The 13,202-nt window shown below is 64.2% G+C and carries 12 protein-coding genes; 7 read left to right on the forward strand and 5 right to left on the reverse strand.

Annotated features, from left to right (window positions below):
- Window positions 1-307 (reverse strand): G8 domain-containing protein (locus tag AC16XC_RS04520; RefSeq protein WP_484033160.1); only part of this gene is annotated, 307 nt, incomplete at its 3' end.
- Window positions 308-687: 380 nt separating this feature from the next.
- Complete coding sequence (locus tag AC16XC_RS04525) at window positions 688-1,089, reverse strand: VOC family protein (RefSeq protein WP_484033453.1); 402 nt, start codon at window positions 1,087-1,089, stop codon at window positions 688-690.
- A 116-nt stretch (window positions 1,090-1,205) separates the two neighbouring features.
- Here AC16XC_RS04525 and ligM point away from each other — a divergent pair, with 116 nt between their 5' ends.
- The 5 genes from ligM to AC16XC_RS04550 all read left to right on the forward strand — a co-directional run bounded on the left by ligM (window position 1,206) and on the right by AC16XC_RS04550 (window position 6,579).
- A complete protein-coding gene (ligM, locus tag AC16XC_RS04530; protein ID WP_484033454.1) occupies window positions 1,206-2,615 on the forward strand; it encodes a vanillate/3-O-methylgallate O-demethylase in 1,410 nt (469 codons plus the stop codon).
- A 129-nt stretch (window positions 2,616-2,744) separates the two neighbouring features.
- Window positions 2,745-3,428 carry an alpha/beta fold hydrolase gene (locus AC16XC_RS04535; RefSeq protein ID WP_484033455.1) on the forward strand — a complete coding sequence of 228 codons (684 nt, stop codon included), beginning with the start codon at window positions 2,745-2,747 and terminating at the stop codon, window positions 3,426-3,428.
- 24 nt (window positions 3,429-3,452) lie between these two features.
- Window positions 3,453-4,745: an MgtC/SapB family protein gene (locus tag AC16XC_RS04540; RefSeq protein WP_484033456.1), complete on the forward strand. Its 1,293-nt coding sequence runs from the start codon at window positions 3,453-3,455 to the stop codon at window positions 4,743-4,745.
- Between the two features lie 80 nt (window positions 4,746-4,825).
- Window positions 4,826-6,106, forward strand: coding sequence for an SDR family oxidoreductase (locus AC16XC_RS04545; RefSeq protein WP_484033457.1), 1,281 nt, complete (start codon window positions 4,826-4,828; stop codon window positions 6,104-6,106).
- Window positions 6,103-6,579: a DUF2269 family protein gene (locus AC16XC_RS04550; RefSeq protein ID WP_484033458.1), complete on the forward strand. Its 477-nt coding sequence runs from the start codon at window positions 6,103-6,105 to the stop codon at window positions 6,577-6,579. Before AC16XC_RS04545 ends, AC16XC_RS04550 begins: the two co-directional genes overlap by 4 nt.
- Window positions 6,580-6,585: 6 nt before the next feature.
- Here AC16XC_RS04550 and AC16XC_RS04555 read toward each other — a convergent pair whose 3' ends face one another.
- Window positions 6,586-7,608 (reverse strand): NAD(P)H-dependent flavin oxidoreductase, encoded by a 1,023-nt coding sequence (locus tag AC16XC_RS04555; RefSeq protein ID WP_484033459.1) that lies wholly within the window; start codon window positions 7,606-7,608, stop codon window positions 6,586-6,588.
- 279 nt (window positions 7,609-7,887) lie between these two features.
- Between AC16XC_RS04555 and katG the strand changes: the two genes are divergently transcribed.
- A complete protein-coding gene (gene katG / locus AC16XC_RS04560) occupies window positions 7,888-10,077 on the forward strand; it encodes a catalase/peroxidase HPI (RefSeq protein WP_484033460.1) in 2,190 nt (729 codons plus the stop codon).
- A 77-nt stretch (window positions 10,078-10,154) separates the two neighbouring features.
- On the opposite strand, the gene AC16XC_RS04565 is transcribed toward katG, so the two are convergent.
- The gene (locus AC16XC_RS04565) at window positions 10,155-10,727 is read right to left on the reverse strand and encodes an OsmC family protein (RefSeq protein ID WP_484033461.1); all 573 of its coding nucleotides are present in this window, start codon (window positions 10,725-10,727) and stop codon (window positions 10,155-10,157) included.
- A 133-nt stretch (window positions 10,728-10,860) separates the two neighbouring features.
- Between AC16XC_RS04565 and AC16XC_RS04570 the strand changes: the two genes are divergently transcribed.
- Window positions 10,861-11,925 carry a GlxA family transcriptional regulator gene (locus tag AC16XC_RS04570; RefSeq protein WP_484033462.1) on the forward strand — a complete coding sequence of 355 codons (1,065 nt, stop codon included), beginning with the start codon at window positions 10,861-10,863 and terminating at the stop codon, window positions 11,923-11,925.
- On the opposite strand, the gene AC16XC_RS04575 is transcribed toward AC16XC_RS04570, so the two are convergent.
- On the reverse strand, window positions 11,892-13,172 hold the full coding sequence (locus tag AC16XC_RS04575) for an aspartate kinase (RefSeq protein WP_484033479.1): 1,281 nt from the start codon (window positions 13,170-13,172) through the stop codon (window positions 11,892-11,894). The two genes, AC16XC_RS04570 and AC16XC_RS04575, sit on opposite strands and share 34 nt — an antisense overlap.
- Window positions 13,173-13,202: the final 30 nt, after the last annotated feature.

Consider the following 13,202-nt stretch of genomic DNA (forward strand, 5'->3'; position numbering starts at 1 on the left):
GCTCGTCGGCGAAGGTCAGCTTGCCCTGGATCGTCAGGCTGCGCAATTCGGGCGGGCTGACGTCGAGCATCACCTCGGTCCCGCGCGGAATGGTCACTTCCTCGCCAGCCACAGGCACTTTGCCCGAGGGCCAGGCCGCGGCGTCGGACCACTTCACGGTCCGCGTCACCGCGGCCGGGGCGGCCTCGTCCATCGCCATGTGGGCGTGATCCTCGTTACCCTGCGCGGCGACGCCCGCACCCGTTGCGAGCAGCAGCGAGGCCGAAACGAGGCGAGTGCAATGGAACAGGCGAAACTGCTTGCGCATGACTAAGTTTTCCCTCTCCGGAACGACGAGTCCCGCATATGCTTGATTTGCGGAAGGTTATGCAAAGAATGAACTCTTCTGCCAAGCGGTCGAGCGGCAAAAGGCGGAAGAAGTCGCGATGGTCTCTGCCTTGGAATGAAACTCGTGTTCCACCCGCGAGAGCACTTCGGTTCTCCCGAGATGTCGATCAAGCCGATCCGTCCGTTCCGGTCGCAAATGCAGGGCCTGCCTGCAAATCGGCTGAATCCCTGGACCGGCGTCTGCTACGTTGCGTTCCTGTCTCGGTTCGTGCCTGCTGATGCTTCGGTGGCCTTCCTTTCATTTGGGCGATTTCGAGCCGGATGGAATCATCCGGCGGCCCGGAAATCGATGCCGGCCCGCTAATCGGCGAAGAAGTTCAACTCCAGCAGCACGTTGTTGGGGTCGGGCGTGAAGATCTGCCTGAGGTTGATCGCCGAGACGAGGTTCTCCTGGTACTCCGCGCCCATTTCCTTGAGCCGCCCGAGAACCTCTTCGTAATTCGAGCAGCGCAAGGCGACATGGTGCAGCGCCCCGGTCAGTTCACCGGGCGTCACCTCGCGATCATAGGCGCGGTAGCAATCGAGCGAATTGATGTGGATGATCGCGCGGTCCTCGGCATCGAACATCCAGGTCGCGGTCTCGGGGGTGAGCGGCGGGGGCGCGTCCTTTCGCACCAGCCCGAGCAGTTTCCCGTAGAATTCCGCCGTTTCGTCGAGCCTGTCGGTGATGATGTTGACGTGATCCAGCGCTTCGACATTCATGGTTACCTGCTCCTCACCCGCTCGGGCTGTTTTCCCTTGCAGCCTTAGCTCAATATTGTATGTGCTGCATACAATTTTCGCATATATGATTCTTTCACAAGTGAGAGGAAGAGGGAATGTCTGAGAATCTCAACGACGTGCTCGCGCGCGCCAATGGCGACATCGTCGGCCAGCTGCGCAACAACAAGATCGGCGCCTATGTCTATCCGGTGGTTGCTCCGGAATTCTCCAACTGGCGCGACGAGCAGTGGGCCTGGCAGCACGGCGCCGTGCTGTTCGACCAGTCGCACCACATGTTCGATCTCTATATCAACGGTCCGGACGCCCTCAAGCTCCTCTCCGATACGATGGTCAACTCGCCGGCCGGCTTCGAGGTCGACAAGGCCAAGCAATATGTTCCGACGACGCCCTATGGCCATGTTATCGGCGACGGCATCATCTTCCGCCTGGCCGAAGAGGAATTCGTCTATGTCGGCCGTGCGCCGGCCGCCAACTGGCTGATGTATCATGCCGAGACCGGCGGCTATAACGTCGAAGTGATCAACGATCCGCGGTCGCCGAGCCGCCCGATGGGCAAGCCGGTCAAGCGCATTTCCTGGCGCTTCCAGATCCAGGGCCCGCGCGCCTGGGACGTGATCGAAAAGCTCAACGGCGCGTCGCTCGAAAAGCTCAAATTCTTCAACATGTCGACCATGAAGATCGGCGACAAGACCATCCGCACGCTGCGCCATGGCATGGCCGGCTCGCCGGGCCTCGAAATCTGGGGCCCCTATGAAGAGCAGGAATATGTCCGCGAGCAGATCCTCAAGGCCGGCGAAGAGTTCGGCCTGATCCCGGTCGGCAGCCGCGCCTATCCTTCGAACACGCTCGAATCGGGCTGGATTCCCTCGCCGCTGCCCGCGATCTACACCGGCGACAAGCTGGAAGATTACCGCAACTGGCTCGGCGCCGACAGCTACGAAGCGACCGGCTCGATCGGCGGTTCGTTCGTCGGCAAGTCGATCGAGGATTACTACCTCAACCCGTGGGAGCTGGGTTACGGCCCGTTCGTCAAGTTCGACCACGATTTCCACGGCGCAGATGCGCTCAAGGAAGTCGCCGAGAACAAGGACGTGCAGCGCAAGAAGGTGACCCTCGAATGGAATGCCGACGACATGAAGAAGATCGTCGGTTCGATGTTCGATCCCGAAGGCGAACAATACAAGTTCTTCGACCTGCCGCTCGCGAACTATGCCAACTCGAACTACGACTCGGTCGTCGATGCTGACGGCAATGTCATCGGCCTGTCGATGTTCACCGGCTATTCCTTCAACGAGAAGAAGGCGCTCTCGCTGGCGACCGTCGATCACGAATTGCCGCTCGGCACCGAGATCCACGTCCTTTGGGGCGAGGATCCCAACACCGCCAAGACCACGGTCGAAAAGCACAAGCAGCTTGCCGTACGCGCGATCGTTTCGCCGGTGCCTTATGGCAAGATGGCGGCCGACACCTACGCCACCGGCTGGCGCACCTCGCGCAAGAGCTAAGACGGGTTCGCTCCGGGAGCCAACTTCCCCTTCCCCTCAGGCTCCCGAACGGGCAAACGGAAATGGCCCATGGACCCCCCGCGGTTCATGGGCCATTTCTTTACCCAAGCGACTCACGGGAGAAGATCGATGGCCAATTTCGTGCTGGTGCACGGCGCCTGGGGCGGAGGGCAGAGCTACGACAAGACCAAGCGGGACCTGGAAGCCGCCGGCCACAATGTCCTGGTGACGGCGGTGCGCGGGATCGGCACCCGCCAGTCCGAACTTCATCCCGGGATCACCCTGTCGGACCATATCGCCGACGTGCTGTGGCAGATCGAGGTCGCGCGCTTCGAGCGCTTCATCCTCGTGGGCCATTCCTATGGCGGGATGGTGATTACCGGAGTCGCGGCCAAGCTCGGTGCGCGGATCGATGCGATCGCCTATATCGACGCCTTCCTGCCCGAAAGCGGCCAGTCGCTGTGGGACATCACCGGCGAGTTCGAGCACAAATGGTACATCGACAGCCAGAAGGACAACCCCGGCATGGTTGCACCGATCGGCGGACTCGATTTCGAGCCGGTGCCCGGCCTGGTCGGCTATCATCCGCTGTTGACCCTGCTCGAGGCGGTCAGGCTGAGCGGCGAGGAAAGGAAGATCCCGCGCCGCGCCTATATCTTCGCCACCGGCTGGCAGCCGACCCCCTTCGCCCGCTTCGCCGAACAGGTAAGGGACGATCCGGAGTGGGACTATCACGAGGCCGATTGCGACCATTTCGTGATGGAGAACCGGCCCGAGATTACGGCCAAGGTGCTGCTCGGCCTGGCCGCGTAGGCGGGCCGAGCGTCGAGCTCCGGCATGCAAGTGATCGCAAGCCCCCACATAGTTCAGCAGGTCGAGCTGGCGATGCTCCTGCTGGCGGCGCTCGCCGCCGGCCTGCTGATCGGGATCGAGCGCGGGTGGCGACAGCGCGAGGAAGCCGATGGTACTCGCGTTGCCGGGGTGCGCACCTTCACGCTGATCGGCGGGAGCGGCGGGCTGGTCGCGCTGCTCGCGAACCATGTCTCCCAGTGGCTGGCGGCGATCCTGCTCCTCACCCTCGCGGTGCTGCTCCTGTTTGCCTTCCTGCGGCCCCGGATCACGGAAGCCGAGCGCGACGCGACCACCATGGTCGCTGCCTTCGTCACGCTCGGCCTCGGCCTGCTGGCCGGGGCCGGCTTCGCCGAACTCGCGCTTGCGGGCGCGGCGGTGACAACCGCGATTCTCGCCCTGCGCCAGCCGATCCACGGCATCCTGCGATCGCTTACCGAGGAGGAAGTCCGCGCGATCGCGCGGTACGCGGTGATTGCGATCGCGGTGCTGCCGTTCCTGCCCGACGAGGGGTTCGGCCCCTACGAAGCGTGGAACCCGTTCAAGCTGTGGCTGGTTGTCCTGCTGGTCACCGGGTTTTCGGTGATCGGCTATATCGCCAACCGGGTGATCGGCCAGCAGCGCGGGACGATCGCCACGGCATTGATCGGCGGGGCCTATTCCTCGACCGCGGTGACCGCCGCCTTCGCCGCCCGGCTGAAGGAGCGCACAGATAGTCCCTTCGCGACCGGGATCGCGATGGCGAGCGCGGTGATGTATGTGCGTGTGATCGTCCTTGCCGCAGTGCTTGCGCCGGTCGTCGCGATCCCGCTGCTGTGGTTGCTGGGTCCCGCGGCCATCACAGCCTTTGCGGTGGCCGGGCTCAACTGGCGGGCGGAACGGGCATCGACCGGGTCCGATGCGCCGCTGACAGCCAAGCCGTTCGAACTCCTGCCCGCTTTCGGCTTCCTGCTCGCAGTGGCGGCTGCTTCGCTGCTGGTGCATTGGGCGCAGGCCCAATACGGATCGGAGGGTGCCGCGCTTTCGCTGTTCCTTGCCGGAAGCTTCGACGTCGATGCGGCACTGGTCGCCTATTCGACCCTGCCGCGCGAGGCGGTGTCGGTCGCCATCGCCGCTCTGGCGCTGGGCGGAACGGTCGCGGTCAACATGGCGTTCAAGGCGGCGGTAGTGTTCGCCAACGGGGGCTGGACGGCCGGCAGGAGGGCCGGCCTGTCGTTGCTCGCCAGCCTTGCCGTGCTGGCGGTTACGCTCGCCCTGCGGGCGATTACGCTGCTGGGTTAGGCAGGTTTGGACAGGGGTGGGACATTCCTGCTGACGGACCAGACGTCCCGCGTTAACTTTGCCCCCAAAGGGGGAATTCGATGCGTATCATGTTGCTCGGGGCGGGCGGATTCATCGGCCGCCACATCCTGGCCGAGCTGCTCTCTGTGGGGCACCAGGTGGTCGCCATCGTTCGCGGCAAGGCCGAACTGGCCGAGGCTTTTCCCGAGGCCGATTTTCTCCAACTCGACTTGACCGGCGCCACCGATCAGATTGCGTGGATCGAACGGCTCAAGGAGATCGATTGTATCGTCAATTCGGCTGGCCTGCTACGCGGTGCGCAATTGGACGCGATCCATGTCACCATGCCGCGCGCACTTTATGCGGCCGCGTCGCAGGTTGGTGTAAAGCACGTCGTTCTCATCTCGGCGATCAGCGCCCGTCCCGACGTCGCGACCGATTATTCGGTTTCCAAAATTGCCGGTGAACAGGTCCTTCGCAAATCAGGTCTTGCCTGGACAATCTTGCGCCCTTCGCTCGTCTATGGCGACGGAAGCTATGGCGGCACTTCGCTGCTGCGCGGTCTGGCGGCGCTTCCGCTAACCGTCCCGCTTCCCGGCCAGGGCGAATTCGAATTCACCCCGCTCCATGCGCGCGACCTTGCGAAAAGCGTGAGTACGATTTGCGGGAACAACCGGTTCTTCAACCGGTCACTCGAACCGGTCGGGCCCGAGACACTTAGCCTGCGCGAGATCCTTGCGCGCTATCGCACATGGTTGGGATTTGGCCGGGCGCGGTTCACCTCGATCCCCATGCCCCTGATGCGCCTACTCGCAAGGATGGGCGATGTCCTGGGTGACGGTCCAGTCTCGACCAACAGCCTTTCCCAGATGGTGGCGAATAATGCGGGCGATAGCGCCGCCTATGCGGCGGCCATTGGCTTCGTGCCGCGTCGATTGGGCGACGCACTTCTGGCGCGGCCCGCGCAGGTGCAAGACCGCTGGCACGCCCGGCTGTATTTCCTTGCGCCAGCCATCAGGGCCGTTCTGGTCGTGCTCTGGCTGGCTTCCGCTTGGCTCGGTCTGTTCAACGGTGATGCAACTGCCCGGGCAGTAACCGCTGGTCTTGGTTTGTCGGAAGGCTGGGCGGACCCGTTGCGCGTCTTCGGAAGCGTGCTCGATATTGCGGTGGCCGCATTGGTGTTGCTCGACCGGAACGCGCGCGTGAGCACAGCTGTCCAGTTATTGGTCGTGATGGGCTACACACTGGTAATCGGCTACGCTCTCCCAATGCTCTGGCTCGACCCCTTTGGTCCACTGCTCAAGAACTTTCCGATCCTGCTTCTCATTGCCGTTCACGGCGCAATCGGGAACAAGCGATGATGGACTTATTCCTGCTTGCCAAGACGCTCCATATCCTCAGCAGCACAGTCCTGTTCGGCTTCGGTGCCGGAACGGCATGGTATTTCTGGAATGCTCACCTTACACGCGATCCAACAACAATCGCCAGTGTCGGCCGCATGGTGGTGCGCGCCGACTGGATCTTCACCGGCACAAGTGGTGTGATCCAGCCCCTATCGGGGCTGTGGCTCGTCCATTTGGCTGGCTATTCGCTAAGCGCGCCGTGGCTGGTCGCGGCCTTTGCGCTCTACCTGCTTGCCTTCGCCTGCTGGGCACCGGTGGTATGGCTGCAGATCAAGGCGACACGGCTTGCCGAGGCCTCGCGAGACCGTGGAGAAATGCTTGGACCCGAATACCTGAAGGCCATGCGCTGGTGGTTTACGCTTGGCTGGCCGGCGTTCCTCGGCCTCCTGGCCACATTCTGGCTGATGGTGGCCAAGCCTGCGCTTTGGTGACTTTGCCTATCGCCGCCCCAAGGCCGCTTCGCTCTCGGCCATGAGTTTGCGGATAATCTCGGCCGCCGGTTCCTCTTCCTTGACCATGCCGACCGATTGGCCCGCCATCAGCGAGCCGCTCTCGACATCGCCGTCGATCACTGCGCGGCGCAGGGCGCCGGCCCAGAAATGCTCGATCCGCAGCTGCGCCTCGCCCATGTCGACGCTGCCCTGGTCGAGCAGCAGGGCGACCTCACGCTGCTTGGCGTCGAATTCGGCGGTGCCCTTGTTCTTGAGCGCGCGCACCGGGATCACCGGCAGGCGCGGGTCGAGCTGGACGCTGGCCACCGCGTCGCGGGCATTGGCGCGGAAGAAGGCCTGCTTGAAATTGGGATGGGCAATCGATTCGGTGGCGCAGGCGAAGCGCGTGCCGAGCTGGACCCCGACCGCGCCCATTTCGAGATAGGCCGCGATCATCTCGCCATTGCCGATCCCCCCGGCGACGAACACCAGGTGATCGGCCGAAAGTTCGGGCAGGAATTCCTGCGCCAGCACGCTGGTTGCGACCGGGCCGATATGGCCGCCGGCTTCCATGCCTTCGATCACCAGCGCGTCGGCGCCGGCCCCGTCTCTTTGGCGCAGCAGCTTCCTGGCCAGGGCGAGCGTCGGAGCAAACACCAGTACTTTCGCCCCGAATGCCTTGATCGCCTCGACGCTGCCCTTGGGCGGGATCCCGCCGGCGAGCACGACGTGGCCGACCTTGTGCCTGGCGCAGACCTCGATCAGCTCGAACAGCTGTGGATGCATGGTGATGAGGTTCACGCCGAACGGTTTGCGGGTCAGCGCCTTCGTCCCGGCGATTTCCGCATCGAGCAGCTCGGGCGTCATCGCCCCGCAGGCGATCACCCCGAACCCCCCGCCATTGCTGATCGCGGCGACGAGGTTGCGCTCGGAGACCCAGCTCATCGCCCCGCAAAGGATCGCGTAATCGCTGCCGAGAAATTCGATGCCGCGCCGCATCAGCGCGGTCGTCCTGGGAAAGTCGTTCATGCAAAGCCGCTTAGGCCGCACAGAGGCGGCGGGCAAGTGCGCAAAGCCACGGCAGGAAGGGTGCCGTACCGCCCCGGTCCGGCGACGCAAGCGCGCTTCCGCAATGTCTCGCGCTTGCCATCAAGCCGGGCCAGACCGGCCCGCGAGTCAACCGCGTCACTAATCGAAAAACGCGATGAACCTTAGAGGTTTTAATTGTTTTGGTCGATCATGGCCGCTGGCTATGTAAGCTTTACGGATTCAGGAATGCGGCGATTCGCGCCCGAGAGGAGACATTCGATGGACATGAAAACTGGAGACATGAGCGGGAAGTGCCCGTTCAACCACGCAAGCGGCGAGACGCGTTCGCTGCTGGGCCGCACCAACGAGGATTGGTGGCCGAACAAGCTGCCGCTCAGCCTGATGAGCGATCGCGGACTCTCCCCGAGTCCGATGGACCCGGATTTCGACTATGCCGAAGCGTTCAAGGGCATCGACTACAAGGCGCTCAAGGCCGATCTCACCGCGCTGATGACCGACAGCCAGGATTGGTGGCCGGCCGATTACGGCCATTACGGCGGGCTCTTCATCCGCATGGCGTGGCACGCGGCCGGCACCTATCGCGTGTCCGACGGGCGTGGCGGCGCCGGCGAAGGGCAGCAGCGCTTCGCCCCGCTCAATTCCTGGCCCGACAATGGCAATCTCGACAAGGCTCGCCGCCTGCTCTGGCCGATCAAACAGAAATATGGCGATGCGCTGAGCTGGGCTGATTTGTTCGTGCTCGCCGGCAATGTCGCGATCGAATCGATGGGCGGCCCGACCTTCGGCTTCGGTGGCGGCCGTGAGGATGTCTATTATCCCGAGAAGGTCTATTGGGGCACCGAGGACGAGTGGGTGAATACGGGAGCCGAAACCCGCAACCAGCCCGACAAGGGCTGGGACATGGAAGACCCGCTCGCCGCGATCCAGATGGGCCTGATCTACGTCAATCCCGAAGGGCCGGGCGGCAACCCGCACGACATGGAAGGCATGGCGCGCGACATGCGCATGACCTTCGAACGGATGGCGATGAACGACGAGGAAACCGTCGCGCTCACCGCCGGCGGACACACATTCGGCAAGTGCCACGGCAATGGCGATGCCGCGCTGCTCGGACCCAGCCCCGAAGGCGCCCCGATCGAGGCGCAGGGTTTCGGCTGGGCCAATCCGGGCGGTACCGGCGTGCTCGACGATGCCATTACTTCCGGCATCGAAGGCCCGTGGACCAACACGCCCGACAGGTGGTCGGAGAACTACTTCCGGCTGCTGTTCAAATACGATTACGAACTGACCAAGTCACCCGCTGGCGCCTACCAGTGGACCCCGATCGATCCCGATCCCGAAGACATGGCGCCATCCGCGGGCGACCCCAACGTCAAGGTTCCGACGATCATGACGACGGCCGATATGGCGCTCAAGCTGGACCCGGAATATCGCAAGATTTCCGAGCGCTTCATGAACGACCACGAAGCCTTCAAGGATGCCTTTGCCCGCGCCTGGTTCAAGCTGACCCACCGCGACATGGGCCCCAAGAGCCGTTATCTCGGTCCCGAAGTTCCGGCCGAAGACCTGATCTGGCAGGATCCGGTCCCGGCCGGCACCATGCCGTCGGATGGCGATGTTGCGGCCTTCAAATCGGCGATCCTTGCCAGCGGGCTCTCCGTCAGCGAGCTGGTCAAGGCCGCCTGGGCTTCGGCTTCGACCTATCGCCGGACCGACCATCGCGGCGGTGCCAATGGCGCCCGGGTCCGCCTTGCCCCGCAGAAGGACTGGGCCGCCAACGACCCGACCGAACTGGCCAAGGTGCTGGCCAAGATCGACGAACTGCGCGGGAATCTGTCGATGGCCGATGCGATCGTGCTCGCCGGCACCGCAGCGGTCGAGAAGGCGGCCAGGGATGCCGGGCACAATGTGGCCGCGCCGTTCACCGGCGGCCGCGGCGACACCACCGACGAGCTGACCGATGCCGACAGTTTTGCCTATCTCGAGCCGCGCGCCGACGGGTTCCGCAACTACCGTTCGGGCAAGCTTAGCGTCGCGACCGAGGACCTGCTGGTCGACCGGGCCGACCTGCTCGGCCTGACCGTGCCGGAAATGACCGTGCTGGTCGGCGGTTTGCGGGTGCTCGGTGCCAATAGCGGGAACAGCGAGCACGGCGTGTTCACTGACCGCAAGGGCCAGCTGACCAACGACTTCTTCGTCAACCTGCTCGACATGGCGACCAAGTGGTCGGCAGCGGACAGCGACGAGGAGGAATTCGTCGGCACCGACCGCAGGACCGGAGCGAAGAAATGGACGGCAACCCGCGCCGACCTCATCTTCGGTTCGAACTCGCAGCTGCGCGCGGTCGCCGAAGTCTATGCCCAGGCCGGCAATGAGGCAAAGTTCGTCAAGGATTTCGTCGCCGCCTGGACCAAGGTGATGAACGCCGACCGCTTCGACCTCGCCTGAGGTTAGCGGAACCCTGCCCGGGCCCCGCCCGGCTACGAACTCCCCGCGCCGCCCCCTCCGGCGCGGGGAGTTTCGTTTCAGGCCAGCTCGATCGTCACCGGCACCGGCCGGCAAACGCTGTTGCAGACCGGCGAATGCGCCTGGGTGACGGCGAGCAAATCGGCCAGTTCCTCGTCGCTGCAGTCGGCGGTGACATGCATGCGGATGCGGATCGCTTCATAGCCCGGGAACACCCCGTCGCCCATCGCGAGCAGGCCCTGGACGTCGAGATCGCCTTCGAGCTCGGTCGAGAGCGAGGTCAGGGTAATCCCGCGCATCGCGGCGTGCAGCACCATCGTCGTGGTGACGCAGCCGGCCAGCGCATGCAGCAGGAACTCGACCGGGTTCGCGCCTTCGTTGTTGCCGAGCAGCACCGGCGGCTCGCCATTGGTGAAGACGAAGTCCTGGGTGCGGCTGTCGTCTTCCCGGCCCGCGCCGAAAAAGTCGCGGATCGTCGAGCGGTTTTCCCCGCCGTCGATCCAGGTGTTGCGGGCGCGGAACTGGAACCGGGCGAGCGATGGTTCTGCCTGGATCGCGGCAACCGTCTGGCTGGCGGCCTCCATGTCGAGGCCGTTCATGGTCTTGGGCTTGATTGCAGTCTGGACATTCATGGCATTGCTCCGTTCTGTTCGAGCGACGGGACATTCCGTCGATGGAGACCGGATAGGTTGGATCCTACCGCTTGATCAGGTCGAATTTTGCCGATAACGATCCATTTGTGCCATAATGTGCAGGCAGGTGGATATGCAGCAGGAGCAGGGCCGTCCGCTTTTGGCGGGAATCCTCGCCCTCCCCGAAACCGCGGGCTCGGCGCTCTACGGCATGGTCGATGTCCTGGGGGCGACCGGCAATCTCTGGCAGGAGCTGGTCGGCGCGCCCGCCCCCGGGCGGATGATCGAGCCGCGCATCGTCTCGCTCTCGACCGAACCCTTCCGCTGCGGCAACGGGATTCCGGTCAGCCCCGATTTCGCACTGGCCGACTGCCCGGACTGCGACATCGTCATCGTGCCCGAAATCTGGCTGGCAAGGGATGACGCCATGCGCGATCGCCACGAGGCGGCGAAATCATGGATCCGCGAATGCTACCGCCGGGGCGCCCATGTCTATTCGGCCTGTTCGGGGTCGGTCCTGCTGGCTGCAAGCGGGTTGCTCGACGGGCGCGAGGCAACCTCGCATTGGGGCTATATCGACCTGTTTCGAACGGAGTTCCCGCAGGTCCGCTTCCGTCCGGAGCCGAACCTGGTCATCGCCGACCCATCGGGCCGGCTGGTCACGGCCGGCGGCACGACCTCGTGGCACGATCTCGCGATCCACATCATCTCGCGCCATTGCAGCCCGGGCGAGGCGCTTCGGATCGCCAAGGTTTACCTCCTCAAATGGCATGGCGAAGGCCAGCTGCCCTATGCCAGCCTGGTCCGCCGCCAACCCCATGCCGATGCCGCGGTGCGGCGCATGGAAGAATGGCTGGCCGGGAATTTCCGCGTCGCGGGCGCGGTAACCGCGGCGGTCGAGGCCGCCGGCCTGCCCCAACGCACCGCAAAGCGCCGCTTCAAGGCCGCGACCGGTTCAAGCCTGATCGAATATGTCCAGAACCTGCGGATCGAGGAGGCCAAGCGCCTGCTCGAAAGCGGCGACACTCCGATCGACGAAATCGCGGCCGAGGTCGGTTATGACAATGCCGCCTTCTTCCGCCGGCTGTTCAAACGCACGACCGGGCTCAATCCCGGCGATTACCGGCGCATGTTCCAGCCCGTCGCGACCGCCGTAAGGGTTGATCAGGCCGCTTCGTCACTCGCGTCGAGGCCGTAGGCGGTGTGGAGCACGCGCACCGCGAGTTCGGTCTCGTCCTCGTCGATCAGCACCGAGACCTTGATCTCGCTGGTCGAGATCGCCTGGATATTGATCCCGCGATCGGCGAGCGCCTTGAACATCGTCGCGGCGACCCCGGCATGGCTGCGCATGCCGACGCCGACGACGCTGACCTTGGCGACCTTGCTGTCCGCGATGATCCGGTTGAAGCCGATATTTTCCTTCTCGTTCTCGAGCAGCGCCTGGGTACGCGCAAGGTCGGCCGCAGGAACCGTGAAAGTGACGTCGGTCTCGCCCTTTTCGCGGCCGACATTCTGGATGATCATGTCGACATTGATATTGGCCGCGGCGAGCGGCGCGAAGATGTGGCTCACCGCACCCGGCTTGTCGGGCACGCGGGTGAGGATGACCTTGGCCTCGTTCTTGTCGGCGGCGATGCCGGTGATCAATTGGCCTTCCATATCGAGATCCTTTTGAATTTTGGCCAGTTCCTCGTCGCCGACGATCATCGTCCCCGGCAGGGCGTCCGCCGGCGGGGCATCGTCGTCGATGAAGGATGACAGCACCTGCACCCGGACACCTTCCTTCATGGCGAGGCTGACCGAGCGGGTTTGCAGAACCTTCGAGCCGACCGAAGCCAGTTCGAGCATTTCCTCATAGGTGACGTGGCTGAGCTTCCTCGCCTTCGCCACGATCCTGGGATCGGTGGTGTAGACCCCGTCGACATCGGTATAGATATCGCAGCGATCGGCCTTGAGCGCAGCCGCAACGGCGACCGCCGAGGTGTCCGATCCGCCGCGGCCCAGGGTCGAGATCCGTCCGTCCGAGCCGATGCCCTGGAACCCCGGAATCACCGCGATTTCCCCGCCGGCCATGGCGGCCAGCAGCGTGTCGGCGTCCATCCCTTCGATGCGCGCCTTGGCATGGGCGTTGTCGGTCCGCATCGGCAATTGCCAGCCGAGCCAGCTGCGGGCCGTGCAACCGATCGATTGCAGGGTGAGCGCCAGCAGGCCCGCTGTGACCTGTTCGCCGGACGAAACGACCACGTCGTATTCGGCCGGATCGTAGAGCGGGTTGGCCTCGCGGCAGAAATTGACCAGCCGGTCGGTCTCGCCCGCCATCGCGGAAACGACGACCGCGACTTCGTGGCCCGCCGCCTGCTGGCGGCGCACGATATTGGCGACCCGGCGGATGCGCTCCGTGCCGGCCATCGAAGTGCCGCCGAATTTCATCACGATCCGGGCCACGCCGCTTTTCACTCCTGCAAGCTGGAATCA

The organism is Candidatus Andeanibacterium sp. (assembly GCF_057143545.1).

Coding starts and splice junctions, on each gene's coding strand:
- AC16XC_RS04525 (WP_484033453.1), bottom strand. CDS start 1,089: ATGAATGTCGAAGCGCTGGATCACGTCAACATCATCACCGACAGGCTC.
- ligM (WP_484033454.1), top strand. CDS start 1,206: ATGTCTGAGAATCTCAACGACGTGCTCGCGCGCGCCAATGGCGACATC.
- AC16XC_RS04535 (WP_484033455.1), top strand. CDS start 2,745: ATGGCCAATTTCGTGCTGGTGCACGGCGCCTGGGGCGGAGGGCAGAGC.
- AC16XC_RS04540 (WP_484033456.1), top strand. CDS start 3,453: ATGCAAGTGATCGCAAGCCCCCACATAGTTCAGCAGGTCGAGCTGGCG.
- AC16XC_RS04545 (WP_484033457.1), top strand. CDS start 4,826: ATGCGTATCATGTTGCTCGGGGCGGGCGGATTCATCGGCCGCCACATC.
- AC16XC_RS04550 (WP_484033458.1), top strand. CDS start 6,103: ATGATGGACTTATTCCTGCTTGCCAAGACGCTCCATATCCTCAGCAGC.
- AC16XC_RS04555 (WP_484033459.1), bottom strand. CDS start 7,608: ATGAACGACTTTCCCAGGACGACCGCGCTGATGCGGCGCGGCATCGAA.
- katG (WP_484033460.1), top strand. CDS start 7,888: ATGGACATGAAAACTGGAGACATGAGCGGGAAGTGCCCGTTCAACCAC.
- AC16XC_RS04565 (WP_484033461.1), bottom strand. CDS start 10,727: ATGAATGTCCAGACTGCAATCAAGCCCAAGACCATGAACGGCCTCGAC.
- AC16XC_RS04570 (WP_484033462.1), top strand. CDS start 10,861: ATGCAGCAGGAGCAGGGCCGTCCGCTTTTGGCGGGAATCCTCGCCCTC.